The organism is Dokdonia sp. Asnod3-C12, from assembly GCF_045063975.1.
In the GTDB taxonomy this organism is placed as follows: Bacteria; Bacteroidota; Bacteroidia; order Flavobacteriales; family Flavobacteriaceae; genus Dokdonia.
Map to the genome: position 1 here is coordinate 3,165,833 of NZ_JBEFNY010000003.1, position 21,991 is coordinate 3,187,823.

Here is a 21,991-nt window from a genome sequence, read left to right on the forward strand (position 1 = left end):
TAAGTACACAGCAATCTCTTGAATGGAGATTCTATTTTTGTAAATTGAATGGATAGCTAAATAGAAAAGGAAAATTAATTATGCAAAAAAGAAAAATAGATCTAGAATTACCACTTTTCCTTTTGTGGCCATTTGGATCTTTTTTACTGGCATTGAGATCAATACCTTCTCGTAAGAGTGGGTTTATATATGTGCTCTTCACCACTCTTTTTGGATATGCATTTTCATTTACTACAATTTCTGCAGACTCATATAGAGTAGCTTGGGGATTTACAAATTCGCATTATACAATCGAGAAGATTTTTTTCAATTATAGTATTGGGGCAATAACTGATGTGTATAAATCCTTAATGTATTCCTTGACGCATTCATTTTCTGAAAACCCTAAAGTTTTATTTGCTTTATTTGGCTTTGTTTTTGGATTATTTTCATACACCTCACTCAAGTTACTCTTAGATATTAAATGGAAGCAAAGAGATAAATTTGTAGCCATAATAGCGCTTGTTTATTTTGCTTCAAATGCAATCATAAATATTAATGGAGCACGATTTTATACAGCTGCAATAATTGCTCTCTGCGCTATAATAAATTTATATTACTATAATAGAAAGATTTGGAGTATCGCTTTGGTAGCAACGATATTTATTCATTTCTCATATCTCTTTATAGTTCCTGTTATATTACTCTTTTATTTTTTCAAATCGGCTCTGTTTAATTACAAAAAAACACCTACATGGATTTATCTTTCATTTTACATAGGTTTCTTCTTATCCTTTTTGTCAGATACTAATTTGTTGAATTTTGATTTCCTATCTGGAATTTTATCAACAAGCGTTGCAGATAAGGTTGAGCTTTATAATAGTTCTGAACTATCTGAACGTTATGAGGAAAGGGGAGAAACTTTCTTTCACACAGTTAGTAGATCATTTTCAACGATAGTCAAGGTATACTTGTTCATTATAGTCCTATACATAAAAAGAAGGCTTAAGAACGGTGTTGTGTTAGGTGAAAAACATCAAATGCTCTTTTCTTTTGTACTACTATTTTTTGCTATAACTTTTGCACTTTCAATTGTACCATCTGGAGGTAGATTTATTACAATCGCAAATCAACTTTTTCTATTCTTTTTAGTTCATTACTACTTAATAGATAAAACAAAGAACACAAAGAGATTGATTGTTGGATTATTGCCAGCATTTGCTTTTCTATTATTATTCCAAATTGGATACCTCGGTGTAGTACTTACAAGTAGTACAATATGGTATGGAAACTTAATATGGCTAATTTATGAGGGATGGGATTATACCTTTGTTTATTTGTAAGTCTAAGAAGAAATCAACTATCTATTTATTTAATTGAGCATAAAAAATGAAAAACATTCTCATCATAAGCTACATTTATCCTCCTTACAATGCTCCAGCAGCAAGAAGACCATATAGTTGGGCAAAATATTTAGATAAAACAAAATATAATGTCACCGTGCTTACGTGTAGCAATCCTGATAGTTCATTGGGAGTAGATGATACAATGAATAATGAGCTACCACATGTCAAGTTAATTGGTATAAAAAGTAAATTAAATAATAACTTGGGTGCTGGATTTAGGAATGCAAAAATGCAAGCTGGCTCACCTGGAATTAAGTCAAAGCTTAAATCAAAAATAGTACAATTAGGTACTTACTTCTTAATTCCAGATAAAGCGATTTTCTGGTATGCTAATGCCAAAAAGTATTTAAAACAAAATAATGATTTTGTTAGTAATTTAGATATAGTGATTTCTACATCACCGTCTATGACTAATCATCTGTTAGGGATGTATCTAAAGCAATTACAACCAAAACTTAAGCTCATAGGGGATTTACGTGACTACCATTATATTGAGGGACAGCAATTGCACTCGCCATGGCCACTTTCTTTATTTCATAAGAGGTTTGAGCGAAATATTCTACATAAGGCAGATAAGATTACTTTTATATCAAATGCGATGCGTGAGATATATGCAAACCACTATAAGAAAGATTCCGCAAAATTCTCTGTTATCTATAACGGTTTTGATCAAGATGATTTTAGTGTTGAAAAAACTTTAATAAAAGAGAAGTCTAGTAAGATTAGAATCTTTTATGCGGGAAGTTTTTATGGAGGTGTAAGATCTCCTAAAGGGTTGCTCCAGCTTATTGATTGGGCTGTAGAGGATAAATTAATGACGCTTGATGATGTAGAAGTCGTAATAGCTGGAAATTTCGAAAAGTCCTTACAAGAAGAAATGGCAATCTTTAAGTCATATAAAACAGTTAATTACATTGGTAAAATACCACGTAATGAGGTGATTAAACAATATGAACAATCAACCATATTATGGTTAATTGTAGGAGAGCAAATTTCTCATTATACTGGAGTTCCTTTAAAATTTTATGAATATCTCGCGGCAAATAGGTTTATAATGAATTTTGCTCCGAATAAATCAGAACCCACAGCATTAATTAAAAAATATGATTTAGGTGCTAATGTTGATATTCATAATGATACAAAGGAAGAGCAACTCAAAGTATGGGGTATTATGATAAGCAAGTGGCAATTAGACGGCCTTAACGTTGCACCTCAAGATGATGTATTATCAATATTTGATCGAAAAAACCAAACTACATTATTAGAAAAATTAATCGACTTAGATTAAGAGTCCCTTAAAAGAGATAACACAAATGACGTGTTTAGTATTTTTGAATAATAGAATAATTACTCTTGGTGAATTTTGAAATCAAAGAAAACAGTAGAAAGTTTTTGGCTTCTTATGTTTAGCTAATGAGAGAATAACAATATTATAATGAGAGAAGTAATCTATCAATTATTACCAAATTTTCTGCAAAATATCTTAGTGAGTTTGTATAATTACAAAAGCAATAATGTTAGGTATAAAGGTAAATATCAGTATTACAGAGATTTATTTAAGAAAAATAAATCCCTCACTTTAGACGAATTGCAAAAATTACAAGAAGAAAAGTATGCTGCTTTTATTTCTCATGCAATTGAAAATTCTCCATATTTCGCTAAACGTCTAGATGGTAATATTGAATTTAGAAAGTTGGAAAATATATCTCAACTTCCTATTTTATCAAAAGAGGAAATACGTAAGCATGTAGATACTATTTATACAATACCTAAAGCAGATGCTGTTGTCTCCAAAACAGGAGGCACTACTGGAAAATCGTTAGAAGTACTTTTTACTAATGAAGACTTTCAAGAACGTTTTGCCATGTTAGATAATTTTAGATCTAACTTTGGTTATGAACTAGGTAAAAAAACTGCTTGGTTTTCGGGTAAAAATATTCTAACTAATCGGGATATAAAGAAAAATCGATTTTGGAAAAAAGATTATATATATAATGTAAAATATTATTCAACATTCCACATTAAGAAAGACTATCTTAAATTCTATATAAAAGATCTTATTTCATTTGAGCCCGAGTATTTGGTAGGTTTTCCATCTAATATTTTAGAGATAGCCAAATATGGACTTAATAATAATTTACCTTTTCCCCAAGGAGTAGTAAAAGCAATTTTTCCCACAGCAGAGAGTGTGACTGCTTTAAATAAAAAATTAATAGAGTCTTATTTTAATTGCGGGGTTTATGATCAATACGCATCATCAGAAGGAGCTCCGTTTATTATAGAATGCTCTAATAAGAAATTGCATTTAGAATTGCAGAGTGGTGTTTTTGAGGTGTTAGATAATGATAATCAACCCGCGCAATCTGGAAAACTAGTGCTTACAAGTTTTACAACACACGGAACTCCATTAATTAGATATGATATAGGTGATTCTATAGCGCTAAGCGAAGAATTATGTAGTTGTGGTAATAATAACCCTTTAGTAAGAGAAATACTAGGCAGAGTAGATGATTATGTGTTTTCTCCTGAAACTGGTAAAATAAATCTTGGTAATATTTCAAACACCTTAAAAGACGTACAAGGGATTGTAAAATTTCAAGCTACTCAAAATGAATTAAATCGTATCATAATTAAAGTAATTATAGACAAGAGTATATTTACAAAAAAAGCAGAGGATAAATTTCGAGCTAACTGGGTGGATAGGGTAGGCAGCAAGCTACAACTAGAATTTGAATACGTCACATCAATACCCGTTGAGAAAAGCGGTAAATTCCGTTTGGTTAAAAATAATATTAAGCATTTGATAGAATAATTATTTTGAATAAATTAATAAGAATTACAACGGTACCTATCTCATTAGATAAGCTCCTTGAGGGGCAGCTTGACTTCATGAAAGATTATTTTGAGGTTATTGCTGTATCTTCTCAAGAAGAGGAGCTTAAAAGAGTAGCTAGAAAGCAAGGTGTGCCTTATTTTTTTCTTGAAATGACAAGAAAAATAACGCCATTACAAGACCTCAAGGCTGTATATAAACTTTATATATTTTTAAAGAAAGAGAAACCTGTTATTGTTCATACGCATACGCCTAAAGCGGGCATTGTAGGTATGCTCGCCGCAAAGCTTGCTGGAGTACCTCTAAGATTGCATACAGTAGCTGGGTTACCATTACTAGAGGCTACTGGTGCAAAAAGAAAACTGCTAGATATTGTTGAAAAATTAACCTACCGTTTTGCAACAAAAGTGTATCCTAACGCTCAGGGTCTTAAAACTATTGTGGAGGAATTAAAATTTGTTGAATCTTCAAAGCTTAAAGTGATAGGAAAGGGCTCTTCAAATGGGATAGATACTACTTATTTTTCAAAAGATTCTTTAGTAAATAATAGTCTAGATGTCAGTGACGAACTCAAAATAGCGGTTAGTGATTTTACATTCATTCTTGTAGGGCGACTAGTAGGAGATAAAGGTGTGAATGAATTGGTAAAAGCATTTGTAACTGTTCAACAAAAGCATCCAGAGACATCATTACTGCTTGTGGGTCCTCTAGAAGAGGAACTGGATCCACTTTTACAGACTACACAAGATATTATTAAAAAGCATCCTAAGATTTATACAACAGGATATGTAGATGATGTAAGACCTTATCTTGCTTTCGCGAAAGCGTTAACCTTTCCATCATATAGGGAGGGATTTCCTAATGTGGTATTACAAGCAGGTGCTATGGGGTTGCCGTCTATAGTATCAGATATAAATGGATGTAATGAGATTATCGTAAACAATCTCAATGGATTAATTGTTCCAGTAAAAAGTAGTGTCGCACTCGAAATAGCAATGTATAAGCTTATAGAGGATAAGGACTTTTATAGTCGTACTCAGGCAAATGCTAGAGCAATCATAACAAGTAGTTATGAAAGAAAAGAAATTTGGCAAGCGCTACTTCAAGAGTACAACACATTATTGGCCACTTTAAAGGGTAACAAAAATTAAACTCATGTTATATAATAAAATTTTGAAACCCCTTGCAGATTTTTGCTGTGCATTAGTAGGTCTTATTCTTATTGCTCCTGTATTTATTGCAATCACAATACTGCTGGCTATTGCAAATGCGGGAAAGCCTTTTTATACACAGTTAAGAACAGGGAAAAAGGATGTGGTTTTTAGAATTATAAAGTTTAGATCAATGAATAATAAATGTGATGCTTCTGGTGATCTTCTTCCAGATGCAAAACGACTTACTCCTGTAGGAAAGTTTATTAGAAAAACATCTCTTGATGAGTTACCACAACTTCTTAATATTCTTAAAGGTGATATGAGTTTTATAGGCCCACGACCTTTGCTGCCAGAGTATGTTCCATTATACTCAGCAGAGCAACGCAAACGCAGCAATATAAATCCAGGAATTTCTGGCTGGGCCCAAGTAAATGGCCGTAACGCCATAAGCTGGGAGAAAAAATTTGAACTTGATGTGTGGTATGTAAACCATCAATCTTTTCTTTTAGATTTAAAAATTCTATTTTTAACTGTTAAGAAAGTATTCATTAGTGAGGGGATTAGTGCAGAAGGAGAAGCTACAATGACTAAGTTTGAAGGGTAATGAAAATATTTGGAGCAAGCGGGCACGGTAAAGTAGTAAATGCGATAGCCATTAATAATGATATAGTTGTAGATGGTTTTGTAGATGATAATTATGAACAAGATTCCTATTTAGGAATTCCCGTGAATAATGTTTCAAAAACTGATAAAATAATTATTGGAATAGGGAACAACGCTATTAGAAAGATTCTTGCATATAAATATGAACATCAGTGGCATAATGCTCTTTTGCATAAATCGGCAAGTGTTTCCTTGCAAAGTCAAATAGGATTAGGTACCGTAGTTATGCCCCATGCGGTTATCAATGAAGCTTATGCTATAGGCAATCATTGTATTATAAATACAGCAGCAGTTGTTGAGCACGACTGTATAGTTAAAGACTTTGTTCATATTTCTCCTAATGTGACATTATGTGGTGGAGTTGTAATAGATGAAGGCACTCATGTGGGTGCTGGATCTGTAGTTATACCTGGAATTAAAATAGGTAAATGGTGCACCATAGGAGCAGGTACTGTAGTTATCAGAGATATTCCAGATTATGCCGTAGTAGTTGGTAATCCTGGGCGTATTATAAAATATAATAAAGGTGATTAAATCTACCTTAGACTTTATTTTTGCACTATTAGGAATTTTATTGCTATTACCTCTTTGGATCATTATAGTTTTGACGCCAACAGTATCAATCTTTAAGCAAACGCGCATAGGTAAGTATGGCAAGCCATTTACTATCCACAAAATACGCACAATGACTAACGGAAAAGTAACTAAAAAGGGGCAATTTATGCGAAAAACTAAGATTGATGAGCTTCCTCAGTTATTTAATATATTAATAGGAGACATGTCTTTTGTAGGTCCTAGGCCTGATGTTCCTGGATACTATGACCTTTTGCGCGGAGAAAGCAGACAAATTTTAAACTGTAAGCCTGGTCTTACTAGCCTAGCAGCTTTAAAATATTTGAATGAAGAAGCACTATTATTAACAAAGGGCAATCCTCAAGGATATAATGATACTGTCATATTTCCCGATAAAGTTAAGATGAATCTCGATTATTGTAAAAAAAAATCCCTTAGGCACGATCTCTATATCATAGGTCTTACGCTAAAAGCTATATTTGTAAAAAATAAAATCACCGCATAGTGTATGTCAAGTACTAGTAAAATCTGGCTCTCTTCTCCTCATATGGGAGGAAATGAGCGTAAATATGTAACAGAAGCTTTTGATACAAACTGGGTAGCTCCTTTAGGACCTAATGTAAATGGTTTTGAAAGCGATCTTAAAGAATATCAAGATAACGATGTAGAAATAGCTGTTCTTAGTTCTGGAACAGCAGCTATTCATCTTGCATTAATACAGTGTGGTGTTGTAGCAGGAGACGAGGTAATCTGCCAGTCTTTTACATTTTGTGGTAGTATTAATCCTATTAAATATCTAGGTGCAAATCCTGTACTTGTAGATAGTGAGAAAACTACATGGAACCTTTGCCCTGTGCATCTAGAAGTAGCAATAAAGGATAGAATTGCAAAAGGTAGAAAACCTAAAGCTATTGTTGCTGTACATTTATACGGTATGCCTTATCAAGTAGACTTGATAAATGAAGTTGCTATTAGATATGATATTCCGGTAATAGAAGACAGTGCAGAGGCTCTTGGATCAACTTTTAAGGGGCAGAAATGTGGAACGTTTGGTCGTTTTGGAATTCTATCATTTAACGGCAATAAGATCATCACAACAAGTGGAGGAGGAGCAATGGTTTGCCATTCACAAGAAGATAAAGAGAAGACAGTATTTCTTGCTACACAAGCACGTGATGATGCTCCGCATTATGAGCATACAACGATAGGTTATAACTATAGACTCAGTAATATTTCGGCAGGGATTGGTAGAGGGCAAATGGAAGTGTTAGATAAACATATAGGTTTACGTAGATCTATGAATGCGTTTTATGTTAAGGCATTTAAAACCATAAGTGGTGTTACTGTTTTTCAAGAACCATCAGATCATTATTTTAGTAATCACTGGCTTAGTGCTATACTTATTGATCCATCAAAAACTGGCGGTATTACTAGAGAAGATTTGCGCCACGCTTTCGCGAAAGCAGATATAGAGTCAAGACCACTTTGGAAACCTATGCACTTACAGCCTGTTTTCAAAGGTGTTCCATATTACGGTAGTGGAGTATCTGATGAGTTGTTTGATAATGGGTTATGTCTTCCATCTGGTTCAAATTTAACAAATGATGATAGAGTGCGCATCGAAAAAGTTATCTTTGAAGTCTTCAAAAATTGTTTGACGAATGTTCAATAGGTTATTAAGTGCAATAAATAGATTGTTTTCTGAGGAGAACAAACTCGATATAAGGAATGTAAGGTACTTGCCGAGATGGGCGGTACTTTTTATTGATACCTTCTTAATTTTTTGCTCATTAATACTTACTTATTTATTACTTCTTGATCTTAATATAGCTCCTCTAAAGGCAATATCAAATACACAACAACTAAGCCTTATTGTAGGTGTAAACTTTGTCTTTCTTTTAATATTTAAAACGTATGCAGGGCTTATAAGGCATTCATCTTTTATGGATGCTCTTAAGTTAATGTTTGCTACCATCTCAACATTTGGAGTTTTGATGATTATTAATATCTTCTGGTTGGAGATTGAGAACCAGAAGCTATTTATAAATGTAGGGCTTATTTTATTCTCTTTTATTTCATTTACAGCGCTCTTTACCTTTAGACTTGCGGTAAAGCAATTATACGAACGATTTAAGATTGCTCAAAAGCACGAAGAGATTATTAGAGCGGTAATTATTGGAGTAGATGATGGTGCAATTTCAATTGCAGCAGCGCTTGATATCGAGCATCCGCAACGTTTTATAATCACTGGCTTTATTTCAAAAAGGCAAAACAAAAGCTTGAGGATTTTAGATAAACCTGTGTTAGAGTTGGATAAAGGTATTTCTGATTTGTTAGAAAAGTTAAATGCAGAGGCAATAGTCTTTGCAGGAAACTCCATGACTGCCGAAGAACGTTTTTCTATAGTAAAAGAGTGTCTTGAGCACGACATTAAAGTCTTCAATTCTCCATTAGTAATAAACTGGAGTGAGAAAACTACAGTTACAGATCAGCTCAAAAGTTTACAAATAGAAGATTTGTTAAATAGAGATCCAATACAACTTAACGACAGTGTTAAATCAGGTAAAATACAAGGTAAGATTATACTTGTTACTGGTGGTGCTGGATCTATAGGTAGTGAAATCGCAAGACAAGTAGCATCTTACAACCCTAAGAAGCTTATTGTATTAGATCAAGCAGAAACGCCGTTACATTCTCTAAGTTTAGAACTTATGGGAGCATTTCCTGACATAGATTTTGAATTTGTTATCTGTGATGTAGCAAACCGTAACCGATTGAGAGTTCTTTTTGATGCTTTTAAAATTGATATTATCTATCATGCAGCAGCTTATAAGCATGTGCCATTAATGGAGAATAATCCATCTGAGGCTATACTCACAAATATTTACGGAACAAAAAACCTTGCAGATATAGCCGCAAAGCATAAAGTGAGTCACTTTGTAATGGTAAGTACTGATAAAGCAGTAAACCCAACAAATGTAATGGGTGCAACCAAGAGAGCTGCCGAGATGTATGTCCAGTCTAAGCATTTTAATCTCCTTAAAAATGGCAAGAAAAGAAATACTAAGTTCATAACTACCCGTTTTGGAAATGTTCTTGGATCTAATGGGTCTGTGGTTCCTTTATTTAAAAAGCAAATAGAAGCTGGAGGGCCTGTTACCATAACACACCCAGATATTATTCGTTATTTCATGACAATTCCTGAGGCTTGTCAGTTGGTACTAGAAGCAGGCGTAATGGGTAAGGGAGGTGAAATATTTATTTTTGATATGGGGGAACCTGTTCGCATCATGGATCTTGCCGAAAAGATGATTAAGCTTGCAGGGCATACTCTCAATCAAGACATTGAAATAAAAATAACAGGTTTACGTCCTGGTGAAAAATTATATGAAGAGCTTCTAAGTGATGAAAGTACAACGCTTCCTACACATCATAATAAAATAATGATAAGTGAGGACATGGAGAATGATTATGAACAGATTAATGAAGTGGTAAACTCCATTATTAAGGCTGCTATCAAAAATAATAACTCAATTAGTGTTGCAAAACTTAAATCTCTCATTCCTGAGTTTAAAAGTAACAATTCTGAGTATGAGATACTTGATATAGAGGTGTCACAAGAAAAAGGGGCGGTTGGTGCAAAAAATATTGCCTAGCACCAAATCACTATTTTTCAAAACATAATAAAAAATCCCCCTACTTAATGCGAATTTTTAAAATTCTAGTAATTTTATTACTTGTGAGCACATGTTTGTCCTCCTGTATTTCCAAAAAGGAAGTGCTTTATTTTCAAGATATTGAAAGGTTAAACACAAGTAAGAATGAAATAAGTTACAATACAATAATAAGACCTAATGATTTACTTTCCATTTTTGTAGTTGGAGGTTCTCCAGAAGTAGTCTCAGCGTTTAACCCCACAGTAGGTGTTGCACAACAGGATGGAAGTTCTACAGGATATTCACCTTCTAATACCTATTTAGTTGATCAATATGGAGCTATTGAGTTTCCATTAGTTGGTTCAATTACAGTTGGTAATCTAAGCCGTACAGAAGCGCTGCAAAGGCTAAAGGAAGCAGTAAGCATCTATGTAAAAGATCCAGTTATTAATTTACGTATAATAAATTTTACAATTTCTGTATTAGGCGAGGTAAAACGACCTGGTACATACTCCATTAACGATGAGAATATTTCATTGCTTAAAGCATTAGGTCTTGCTGGCGATTTAACTATATATGGAGATAGAAAGAATGTAGTACTCATAAGAGAATCTAATGAGTCTAAAATCTATAAAGTAATTGATCTGACATCGGCATCGATTCTAGGTTCTGAGTTTTACTATTTACAACAAAATGATGTTCTTATTGTTTCCCCTAATAAGGCACAAGTTCAAAGTGCAGCCTTTTCTAGGAGTACTACCATTTTATTTTCTATAGCTGGTTTAGCACTTGCCGTAATAACTCTCTTTACTCGTTAAGTAATATGCAAGAATCAACAAATTCTTCTAAAGAAGATGATTTAAATATTAAAGAGGAAGTACTTAAATATCTAAAATTCTGGCCTATAATTATCTTTAGCTTTATTTTAAGTTTGACATTGGCATTTTTATATTTAAAATTTGCTACACACATTTACGAAAGTCAAACTACTATACTTATTAAAGATCAAAATAATAGTGCAGTATCTGAGCTTGCTGCTTTTGATGATTTAGGAATTGGAAGTACAGCTTTAAGCCCATCTTCATTTGATAATGAAATAGAAATAATCAAATCGAAACGTCTTTTAGGGTATGTTGTTGATAATTTAGAGCTTACAACGAATTATATTGACGAGGAAAATTTGAAGTCCGTTTATATTTATAAGAACATCCCATTTAAAGTCTTATTCTCTTTAGATAATACTTCAATTCTTAATAAGAATATTTATATCAAAGTGCTATCTAAAACGCAATTTGCTATGAAGGAAAAGAAGGATGAAAATTCGAAGACATACAATTTTGGAGAGAGAATTGTTTTATCCGACGTTAGTATCACAGTAGTACCAACCAACGGTGATGAGTTTGCCAAAATAGACTATGCAGATCAACATTTTGTACGTATCCTTTATGTGGATAGAGGGAACACCGTAAACCGACTTCAAAATAGTTTGTCAATAACTCAAACTACTAAGTATAGCAGCGTGTTGCGCTTGTCAATTAAAGGGCCTAATAAAGATCAAGGTGAAGCAATTCTCAATAATCTCATAACTGTCTATAATGAGGATGCTATTAATGATCGTAATCTGGTATCAAAAAATACTGCAAATTTTATTGACAATCGTCTATCCATAATTACAGCCGAATTAGATTCAGTCGAAACGGATAATGTAAAATTTAGAGAACGTAATGAGATTATTAATTTAGAAACGGAGGGAAGGCTCTCTCTACTAAATGCAAATGAACTTGTAAAAAAACGTGTAGAACTTAACACGCAAGTTAAGTTGTTTGATCTTATGACTGAATATCTTAAAACCGATAATCAAACAGAGCTTCTTCCCACAAATACTGGTATAGCTCTTGCCGGTGCCGAGGGACAGCTAGAAAATTATAATACACTTATATTAGAGCGAAATAGACTGTTACAAAATGCAACAGAGTTAAACCCAGTCGTTGTACAATTAACGAGTCAAATTGAAAGTTTAAAAGACAATATTTTAAACAGCCTAAAGTCTGTAAAGAAATCATTTTTAATTCAGAAAAATGATTTAAATAATGAACAATATAATATAACAGATAAGCTATCGACCATGCCTAATTTGTCTAAAGGTGCGCGTGATATAGCAAGACAACAAGGTATAAAAGAATCGCTATATCTCTATTTATTGAAGAAAAGAGAAGAAACAGCTATATCTCTTGCAGTGGCAACACCGAAAGCAAAAATAGTAGATAGGGCATACAGTCTAAGAAATTTGGTCTCTCCTCAGAAGAATATTACATATTTGAAATTTGGCACTCTCGGTTTACTTATACCAATTTTGTTAATTTATTTAAAGGAGTTATTTGATACTAAAATTCATAATCGAGATGATGTTGAGAGATACATATCAAGCTTATCCTTTTTAGGTGAAATACCTATTTTAAATAATAAAGATAGTGACGTAATTACAGCTAATGATCGTTCCGTTCTTGCAGAAATCTTTAGAATTATTCGGACTAATATCGCTTATGTTTTAAAGAGAAATGCTAATGAGAAGGAAAATGTCATTTTTGTTACGTCTGCAGTGAAGGGCGAGGGAAAGACTTTTGTCGCTTACAATTTGGCGTTAACACTTAATAGTACAAGTAAATCTGTATTATTAATAGGAGCAGATATCAGAAATCCTCAGTTGCACAGGTATATAGACAAAGAAGAATGGAATATTGGACTATCTGAATATTTAAATGACTCAACTTTAGATATTGAAACCATAACTAATAGAGCAGATGGAGGTGATAGTTCATTTGATTTAATATTGTCAGGACATATTCCGCCCAATCCAGCCGAACTTTTAATTAATTCGAGATTTGATAATCTAATAGATGAAGTTAAGTCAAAATATGACTATGTCATTGTTGATACTGCGCCTACGCTATTAGTTACTGATACGCTACTAATTAGCCAGAAAGCAGATATGACAGTATATGTATCACGCGCAAACTATACAGATAAGAAACTAATTAAACACCCAAAGGAGCTCATTGAAGAAGGAAAATTAAAGAATGTGGCGTTTATTATAAATGGTGTTAAAATGACTAATTTGGGTTATGGCTCTCAATATGGATACGGTTATGGTCTAGAAGAACCTAGTTTAATGAAGAGAATAAAACAAAAATTAGGGATAGGTTTCTAGCTTTCTATTATTTCAAGGGATAACATATTTGTTCTTGATAATAGTTTATATTAATTTCATTACACTTAATAATTTCAACTAGAGAATACTTTTGTCGTTTTAGAACATATATCAGTTAACCTATTTTTATATTGTTTAGATAATTTCATAGTCTCAATTTTTTCAAGGTGATCTATTTTGTGAGCATCAACACCGATGAAATCATAAAGGCCTTCTTTCAAAAGTTTAAATGCAACCCTTTGGCAAGAATTTCCATAATGGGGTGTGAGTGCTAGAGCGTTTAGCTGTAAAAGGCAGCCTTTTCTTTTGAGTTCGGAATAGATATGGTATTTATCATGATAATATTTATAGCGTTCAGGATGTGCTAGTATAGGCATGTATCCTTTAGACTTTAATTTATAAATTAACTCATATAAATTTTCAGGAGGTCGCATGTAAGACATTTCTATTAGTATGTACTTATCTTTAAGAGGGATTATTAGATCTTCTTCAAGAAGATTATTAAAATTATCATCTAACATATATTCAGAAGAGTAAGTAAGTTTAATCTCGGGAATATTGGGTACAGATTCAAAAGCTTTTTTGATGGAATGAATAGTATTATTGTAAATTCCATTCATTGTATGAGGCGTTGCAATAATCCTTTTACAGCCTAATTGTGCATATTTTTCAAGAAGGTTGAGACTTTCTATTTTGTTTTTTGGCCCATCATCAATTCCTGGTAGTACATGACAATGCATTTCTGGAGTACCACTCCAAATATTTATAAAGAGTACTTTTTTATGAAAGAAGCTGAGTATATTTAAAAACATAAGTAGTAGATGAGATTTCAGTACTTTTAATTTTCAAAGATATAGATATGACACAGCGATTTGTCCAACTTTTAGTAACTCTTTTTGTTTGCTCTCAAATTATAGCACAAGAGAGTGTCAAAGTCGAGGGGTCAATTAATAGTCGGGTGTTTTTGTCGTCAGAATCATTGCCTTTTTGGATGTATTCTAATAATAATGGATACGTAAATGAACAATCAACCTTTGGTATTCACGCTTTCGCGAAAGCGGAATTTAAAATCTCCGATAAAAGCTCATTAGAAGGAGGGACGTCGTTATTTTATAGAGATGGAACTAACGAAAATTTACAAAGAGGTAATCTATTTATATCATATACGGCTCCTTATTTCAAGATTACTGTGGGAGCAAAAGCTTCTGAAAGTTTAAATGTATTATCAACCACAAATGAAAATATATTATTGAGTGGAAATGCAAGGGCTTTACCTGGGATAGTCATTGAAGCACCATCATTTATTAATCTTACTGATAAAATTTCCATTGATTACGGCTTAGGACATTATATTCTGAATGATAATCGGTTTGTAGATAATACTAAGGTTCATTATAAACGATTGAATTTAAGATACAGAACTAATGATTCAGAAAATTTTACAATAGGAGTTCAGCACTTTGCACAATGGGGAGGAACGAGTAGAACACTTGGTGATTTGCCTGATGGACTAGGAGATTATTTTAAAATATTTTTGGCTCAAGGAGGAGGAGAAGATTCTACAGATGGCGAACAGGTAAATGCACTAGGCAATCATCTAGGTAGTTTTGATTTTAGTTATGAAAAACAATTAAAACGAGGAACTATAAAAACTTATCATTTGCATCTCTTTGATGATGGGTCAGGAACAGCTTTTAAAAATTTTCCGGATGGGGTATGGGGTGCTCAATACACATTTAATAATAATTCAATCTTTGAGACTATAATGTACGAATATGTTGACACTAGAAGCCAAAGCGGGAGTTCTGGTAGATCAGGTCGAGATAACTATTTCAGTAATGCTGGATATCGTAGTGGTTGGACTTATGAAGGTAGGATAATAGGATTACCATTCTTTGAACTTAATCCAGAAACGGGATTAGGAATTACAAACAATAGAGTTATAGCTCATAATATAGGAGTTTCTGGTACTTTAAAAAGTGTTAAAATATCAGGTAAAGCAACTTATTTACAGAACTTAGGAACATATGCAGGTCCATTACAAACTAGACAAAAAAAGCTTCTTTCCTACTTGTCTTCAACTTATAGAACTCATAATTGGGGAGAAATTAGCCTTTTAATGGGTATAGATCTTATAAATAGTGAGCCTGATAATTATGCGCTAAGCATTGGGTATAGATTTTTTATCAATTAAAAAACCAAAATATTCGTCAAGGAAATATTTTTTGCAATTCGAATTTATATTTCAATGTTAAAATATTATTGTTACTACTTTGTAATTGTAGTACTATCTATTCAATTAATTCATGAACTAGATAATAAACAATTAGAATTTTACTAAATAAGATTTTCCATATTTCAAGTACCTTTACATTACGTGAAACCTTATTTTTAGGTCGTAGTAATTACGCAGACACTATTACCTAATCCCAAATTTAAATTTTAATGTCAAAATTATACACTCCATTTACAATAAGAGGGTTAGAATTATCAAATAGAATTGTAGTTTCTCCCATGTGCCAGTATAGCTCAGTTAACGGAATGGCAAATGATTGGCATCTTGTTCATTTGGGTTCTAGAGCTGTAGGAGGGGCCGGATTAATAATTACTGAGGCTGCTGCAATTTCTCCAGATGGAAGGATTACACCATCAGATATGGGAATTTGGTTAGATGAGCATATTGAGCCTCTTAAACGGATTACAACATTTATTAAGGAACAAGGAACAGCAGTGGGAATTCAGCTAGCACACGCTGGGAGAAAAGCAAGTACGTTACCTCCTTGGGAAGGTAGTAAGGCGCTTAACAGTGAAAATGGAGGGTGGTTTCCTGTGGCGCCGTCCCCTATATCATTTAATGATGAAGGAATGGTGCCCAAAGAACTTTCTACAGATGAAATCAAAAATATCATAAAGTTATTTGTGGATGGAGCTAAGAGAGCTGTTGAAGCAGGTTTTGATGTTATTGAAATTCACGCAGCACATGGTTATCTCTTAAATCAATTTTTATCACCTCTTACTAATAAAAGAGTAGATGAATATGGCGGTACTTTTGAAAATCGAGCACGTATGCTATTAGAGGTGACAGAAGAAATTCGAACGGTGATCCCTGTTCAAATGCCTTTATTTGTTCGTATATCTGCTACGGAATGGGCAGAAGGTGGTTACACTATTGAGGATTCTTTGAAAATCTCTCAACTCCTCAAAGATAACGGAGTAGATTTGATAGATTGTTCAACCGGGGGTGTTGTTAATAATCAAGAAATTCCAGTTGAAAAAAACTACCAAGTTCCTTTTGCAGAAGAAATCAAAAAGAAAATAAATATAGCCACGGGCGCAGTTGGCTTAATTGATGACGCCATTCAAGCGGATGAGATTTTAACTAAAGACAAGGCAGATTTAATATTTATAGGTAGAGAAATGTTACGAAATCCATATTTTGGATTATTAAGTCCTGAACTTGGCGGAAAGAAGATTGCTTGGCCAAATCAATATCAAAGAGGAAAACCTAGATAATAATTATACCCCTTTGAAATTATATCATCTATAATAAGTCCTATTTTATTATAAAATTATATTTAAATTATTGTTGATCACCATTTGCCGATTGCTTAACAATATAGAAACATTGCACACTGAGTTTGGTTGTAGATTTGCAAAAATCATAACTAAAAACTCACTCAATGAAAAAAAAACTACTCAGTGCGCTTTTGTGCATTGTATTGGCATTTCTTAGTGCTAATATAAATGCTCAAGGCGTTTTTATTAATGAATTACATTACGACAACGCCGGAGGCGATGTTAATGAAGTAATCGAGCTTGCTGGTCCTGAAGGAATGGATTTAGCCGGATGGTCATTAGTTTTATACAATGGTTCTAATAACGAACCTTATAGAACTGTAGATCTTTCAGGAGTAATAGCCAATCAACAAAATGGTTATGGAACAGTAAATTTTCCTATTACAGGAATTCAGAATGGTGCTCCAGACGGTATCGCTCTTGTAGATACAACAGATAACGTGGTTCAATTTCTATCATATGAAGGAGAGCTTACTGCTATAGGCGGTCCGGCAGATGGACTTACTAGTAGAAATATAGGTGTAGCCGAAGGTGCAGATACTTCAACCGAAAGTTCACTGTCTCTATCTGGAAATGGCACAGAAGCAGGTGATTTCACTTGGGAAATTACAAATACAAATACCTTTGGAGCGGTAAATACAAATCAAGTTTTTGGTACTTTGATAATTACGCCTGTAATTAATGAATTTGTATTTAATCATACTGGTTCTGATACGGACGAGTTTATAGAAGTTCTAGCAGGTGCTAATGAAGATCTCTCAGCCTATTCACTTTTAATTATTGAGGGGGATGTAAATTCTGTTGGAACTATTACTTCAATATTTCAATTAGGTGCTACTACTGCAGATGGGCTTTACACAATACCTTTTCAAAACAATGTGTTTCAAAATGGATCTCAAACGATTATTCTTGTTACAAACTTTAGTGGTAACATAGGAGAAACTATTGATACAAATGTAGATGGATTAATTGATGTTAATCCTTGGGATGAGATTATTGATAGTGTAGCGGTAAGTGATGGTGATGAAGGAGATATGTCATACAGCGATGTGGTACTAACCAATGATTTTGATGGAGGAATTTTTACAGTAGGTGGAGCATCTAGAATTCCTAGTGGAACTAATTCGGGAAGCACAACAGACTGGATTAGAAATAATTTTAATGGGGCTGGGCTTCCAAGTTTTCCAAGTGCAATACCATCTGCAGGAGAAGCTATCAATTCTCCAAATTCTGAAAATATCACAGTTCCTTCAGAACCAACAAACGATGCGGTGTTGCTTATTAATGAAATTGATGCAGACAATACTGGTACAGATACCATGGAATTTATAGAATTATATGACGGTGGAACGGGTAATACATCTCTTGAGGGATACACTTTAGTATTTTATAACGGTTCTAGTGATACAAGTTATGCATCTTATTCATTAGATGGTTTTTCCACAAACGCAAATGGTTTTTTTGTTTTAGGAAATGAGTCAATAGGTTCTGCAAGCATCGTTTTTGCTAATAATGGGATTCAGAATGGAGCAGATGCTATTGCTCTTTACAAAAATGCAACTATTGATTTTCCAAATGGAAGTCCAGTAAATCTTGACAATCTTCAAGATGCCGTTGTTTACGATACTAATGATGCAGATGACGATGGTTTGCTCATACTTCTAAAAGAAGGTCAAGAACAGCTTAATGAAGATATTTTAAGTAATAAGGATATATTCTCTTTACAGAGATTTACAAATGGATCAGGTGGTTTAAGAGAAACTACAACTTATGTGAGTGCATTGCCTACTCCTGGAGCCACAAATAGTAATGCTACTGAGCCAATTACTTTAGTTATTAACGAACTTGATGCAGACACCGCAGGATCAGATTCACAAGAATTTCTTGAAATTTACGATGGTGGACAGGGTAATACCTCTCTCTCTGGATTTGTAGTTGTTGCTTATAATGGAAATGGCGATGCTGTTTATAACACTTTTGACTTAGAAGGCTTTACTACGAATGAAGAAGGATACTTTGTTTTAGGAAATGCAGATGTTTTAAATGTAGATTTAGTAATTCCTGGCAACTCCTTTCAAAATGGAGCAGATGCTATAGGTTTATATCAGGGAACTGCGGTTGATTTTCCAAATGGAGCAGTACTAACCCTTGATGGACTAGTTGATGCAATAGTTTATGGAACTGATGATGATACAGATATAGAACTAATAATATTATTAAATCCTGGACAAGAGCAACTAAATGAGAATTCAAACGGAAGTAAAGACTCAGAGTCTTTACAGAGAATTCCAAATGGACAAGGAGGAACTAGAAATACAGCAAACTATGTTGGTCAGACTCCAACACCAGGGAAAGCAAATGATGCCATTGTTACGCCAGGGGAAATACTTACTATCGCGCAGGTGAGAGCAGCTGCTGAAGGAGATACCGTAACAACTACTGGAATCCTAACAGTAAGTGATCAGTTTAATGGACCTGCATTTATTCAAGATGCAACAGGAGGAATTGCAATATTTGATAATCTTGTTCATGGTGAGAATGTATTTGCTATCGGTGATTCTATCACAGTTACAGGTACAAGAAGTACATTCAATGATCTTGCTCAGATAAGTCCTGTAAATATTGTGGAAATTAATGCACCGCCTACAGGTGTTATAGAACCTATAACTATCACTTTATCACAATTATCTAATTACGAAGGACAATTAGTGCGTGTTGTAAATGCGAGCTTTCCTAATGAAGGAGACTTACTATTTGGAAATTCTAATTTTGAACTAACAGATAGCAGTGGAACAGGTCAGTTGCGTATAGACGGGAATGCATCTTCACTTATTACATTAACACAACCTAGTAATTGTGATATTGTAGGAGTTGTAGGTCGTTTTGGTGATAATTTCCAACTATTACCTAGAGTAGCAAGTGATATACCATGCGCTACTCCTTTTGAAAGTCCAGATGAAACCTCTGATGTTTCAAGGGATGATAGCTTTGATGTAGTCGCGTGGAATATTGAGTGGTTTGGAGATGAAAATAATGCTCCGCCAGCTGGCAGACCTATGTCTGATGAAATACAGAGAGATAGCGTACGTACAGTACTAAGAAGATTAGATGCAGATGTTATTGCTGTAGAAGAGATTGCAGATGATGTACTTTTCGCAGAACTAGTGGATGGATTGGAAGGCTACGATTATATCCTTTCTGATGCTGTTTCTAACCCAACAGGAACACCACCTTTTCAAAAGCTTGGTTTTATTTATAAAACTGCTACGGTGAATCTTGTAAAAACTCAAGCACTATTAGCTACGATCCATCCATTATACAATGGAGGAGATGATAGTGCTCTAGTAGATTATCCTAGTACTACAGATCGTTTTTACGCAAGTGGACGGTTACCATTCCTAATGACTGCAGATGTTACCATCAATGGAACCACAGAGCAAATAGATTTAATAGCATTACATGCTCGTGCAAATGGTAGTACTCAATCTCAAAATAGATATGATATGCGTCGTTATGATGTAGAGGTTCTTAAAGATTCTCTAGATGTACAATTTTCAGATAGAAAGGTTATTCTTTTAGGAGATTACAATGATGATGTAGATGAGACGGTTGCAGATGGTGTGCCCACAACAGAATCATCATTTATAGCTTACGTACAAGATCCAGAAAACTACAATGTTGTTACAAGTGTATTAAGTGATGCTGGATTTAGATCTTTTGTATCTAGAGAAAATATGATTGATCATATTGCAATCACAAATGAGCTTTTTGATAATTATATCGAGAGCAGTGCATCAATAGGATATCAATTTTATGATGAAGACTATGCATTTACAGCGTCAGATCACTTTCCTGTTTCAGCTAGATTCTTATTTGAAACTATAGAGCCTTTAGAAGTGGCATCTATAGAAACATTTGACATCACTTGTTTTGGTGCAAATGATGGAGTCGCTACCGTTTCTATAACTGGAGGTGTTGCGCCGTATAGCTATGTTTGGAGTGACGGGCAGACAGAAAATTTTGCAGAGAATCTATCTGAAGGTACCTATTCAGTAATTATTAGTGATAGTAATGATGAAGAGCTCCTAGTTGAAAATATTAATATATCTAGCCCTGCACAAATAACATTGTCAGTATCTGAGGATGTGACTATATACAAAGGTTATGATTCTGGTTGTACGACATTATCTGTATTTGATATTGTAGCAGAAGGTGATACATCCATACTATGGAGTACGGGGGAGACTACAGAGAGTATTACTTTTTGTCCTGAAGAAACAACAACCGTATCAGTTACCATAATGGACTATAATGGATGTGAGACTACAAAGGAAATTATTGTTACAGTAGAGGATGTTACATGTGGTAATAACTCATATATACAACGCGTTCAAGTTTGTTATAAGGGGCGTTCACTCTGTGTAAGCCGTAATGCAGCCAGAGTATTTTTGAGAAAAGGAGCAACTTTAGGTTCTTGTAATAATTCTGCAAATATTATTTCTAAGATTAAAGTATATCCTAATCCAGTAATTAAAGATGCCAACGTGAAAATCACTAGCTCTATAGATACCGAAGTGTCTTTCGAACTATACAATATTTTTGGAGTTCGTGTATTTTCTCAAAATGCAATAGTTTCTGAAGGTCAATCTATTACGTCTCTTCAATTAGAAAATTTACATAGAGGTTTTTATTTCTTAAAGCCAACTGTAAATGGAGTAGAACAGGGAACGAAAGTTCTTATCAAGAGATAATAAGGAGTACTATATCTTTATAATTTTAAGGCTGAGCAATACTATTATTGCTCAGCCTTTATTATTTAATATACTCAAATGAAGGTTTTCTAAATACTAATACTCCGGAACTATTTTTTGATGAATGTAGGATTGATTTATAAAATGTTAAAGAAAAATTCTAAATCAATCTACTTTGCAAAATTTCTAGGA

General features: G+C 33.7%; 15 protein-coding genes. 14 read left to right on the plus strand and 1 reads right to left on the minus strand.

Annotated features, from left to right (window positions below; genetic code table 11):
* The first annotated feature begins 80 nt into the window (after positions 1 to 80).
* From ACJJVW_RS14300 to ACJJVW_RS14350, 11 genes are all read left to right on the plus strand, one after another.
* Positions 81 to 1,322, plus strand: coding sequence for a hypothetical protein (locus ACJJVW_RS14300; protein WP_405252738.1), 1,242 nt, complete (start codon positions 81 to 83; stop codon positions 1,320 to 1,322).
* Between the two features lie 46 nt (positions 1,323 to 1,368).
* The gene (locus ACJJVW_RS14305; RefSeq protein WP_405252739.1) at positions 1,369 to 2,673 is read left to right on the plus strand and encodes a glycosyltransferase; all 1,305 of its coding nucleotides are present in this window, start codon (positions 1,369 to 1,371) and stop codon (positions 2,671 to 2,673) included.
* Between the two features lie 147 nt (positions 2,674 to 2,820).
* Positions 2,821 to 4,197 (plus strand): phenylacetate--CoA ligase family protein, encoded by a 1,377-nt coding sequence (locus ACJJVW_RS14310; RefSeq protein ID WP_298324823.1) that lies wholly within the window; start codon positions 2,821 to 2,823, stop codon positions 4,195 to 4,197.
* 5 nt (positions 4,198 to 4,202) lie between these two features.
* Positions 4,203 to 5,369, plus strand: coding sequence for a glycosyltransferase family 4 protein (locus ACJJVW_RS14315; protein WP_405252741.1), 1,167 nt, complete (start codon positions 4,203 to 4,205; stop codon positions 5,367 to 5,369).
* 4 nt (positions 5,370 to 5,373) lie between these two features.
* On the plus strand, positions 5,374 to 5,976 hold the full coding sequence (locus ACJJVW_RS14320; RefSeq protein WP_405252743.1) for a sugar transferase: 603 nt from the start codon (positions 5,374 to 5,376) through the stop codon (positions 5,974 to 5,976).
* Positions 5,976 to 6,569, plus strand: coding sequence for a NeuD/PglB/VioB family sugar acetyltransferase (locus ACJJVW_RS14325; protein ID WP_405252745.1), 594 nt, complete (start codon positions 5,976 to 5,978; stop codon positions 6,567 to 6,569). The genes ACJJVW_RS14320 and ACJJVW_RS14325 overlap by 1 nt, the downstream gene beginning before the upstream one ends.
* Positions 6,562 to 7,113 (plus strand): sugar transferase, encoded by a 552-nt coding sequence (locus tag ACJJVW_RS14330; protein ID WP_298324834.1) that lies wholly within the window; start codon positions 6,562 to 6,564, stop codon positions 7,111 to 7,113. Before ACJJVW_RS14325 ends, ACJJVW_RS14330 begins: the two co-directional genes overlap by 8 nt.
* Before the next feature lie 3 nt (positions 7,114 to 7,116).
* Positions 7,117 to 8,280 carry a DegT/DnrJ/EryC1/StrS family aminotransferase gene (locus ACJJVW_RS14335; protein ID WP_298324854.1) on the plus strand — a complete coding sequence of 388 codons (1,164 nt, stop codon included), beginning with the start codon at positions 7,117 to 7,119 and terminating at the stop codon, positions 8,278 to 8,280.
* Positions 8,270 to 10,264: a nucleoside-diphosphate sugar epimerase/dehydratase gene (locus tag ACJJVW_RS14340; RefSeq protein WP_298324858.1), complete on the plus strand. Its 1,995-nt coding sequence runs from the start codon at positions 8,270 to 8,272 to the stop codon at positions 10,262 to 10,264. The genes ACJJVW_RS14335 and ACJJVW_RS14340 overlap by 11 nt, the downstream gene beginning before the upstream one ends.
* A 47-nt stretch (positions 10,265 to 10,311) precedes the next feature.
* The gene (locus ACJJVW_RS14345) at positions 10,312 to 11,082 is read left to right on the plus strand and encodes a polysaccharide biosynthesis/export family protein (RefSeq protein ID WP_298324861.1); all 771 of its coding nucleotides are present in this window, start codon (positions 10,312 to 10,314) and stop codon (positions 11,080 to 11,082) included.
* 5 nt (positions 11,083 to 11,087) lie between these two features.
* Positions 11,088 to 13,472 (plus strand): GumC family protein, encoded by a 2,385-nt coding sequence (locus tag ACJJVW_RS14350; RefSeq protein ID WP_405252748.1) that lies wholly within the window; start codon positions 11,088 to 11,090, stop codon positions 13,470 to 13,472.
* A 74-nt stretch (positions 13,473 to 13,546) separates the two neighbouring features.
* Here ACJJVW_RS14350 and ACJJVW_RS14355 read toward each other — a convergent pair whose 3' ends face one another.
* Positions 13,547 to 14,284: a tyrosine-protein phosphatase gene (locus ACJJVW_RS14355; RefSeq protein ID WP_298324867.1), complete on the minus strand. Its 738-nt coding sequence runs from the start codon at positions 14,282 to 14,284 to the stop codon at positions 13,547 to 13,549.
* Between the two features lie 152 nt (positions 14,285 to 14,436).
* On the opposite strand from ACJJVW_RS14355, the gene ACJJVW_RS14360 reads away from it, so the two are divergent.
* From ACJJVW_RS14360 to ACJJVW_RS14370, 3 genes are all read left to right on the plus strand, one after another.
* Positions 14,437 to 15,666: a capsule assembly Wzi family protein gene (locus tag ACJJVW_RS14360; protein WP_405252751.1), complete on the plus strand. Its 1,230-nt coding sequence runs from the start codon at positions 14,437 to 14,439 to the stop codon at positions 15,664 to 15,666.
* Between the two features lie 251 nt (positions 15,667 to 15,917).
* Entirely contained in the window at positions 15,918 to 16,985 is a 1,068-nt protein-coding gene (locus ACJJVW_RS14365; RefSeq protein ID WP_405252753.1) for an NADH:flavin oxidoreductase/NADH oxidase, read from the plus strand.
* Positions 16,986 to 17,152: 167 nt separating this feature from the next.
* Positions 17,153 to 21,799, plus strand: coding sequence for a lamin tail domain-containing protein (locus tag ACJJVW_RS14370; RefSeq protein WP_405252755.1), 4,647 nt, complete (start codon positions 17,153 to 17,155; stop codon positions 21,797 to 21,799).
* Positions 21,800 to 21,991 lie beyond the last annotated feature (192 nt).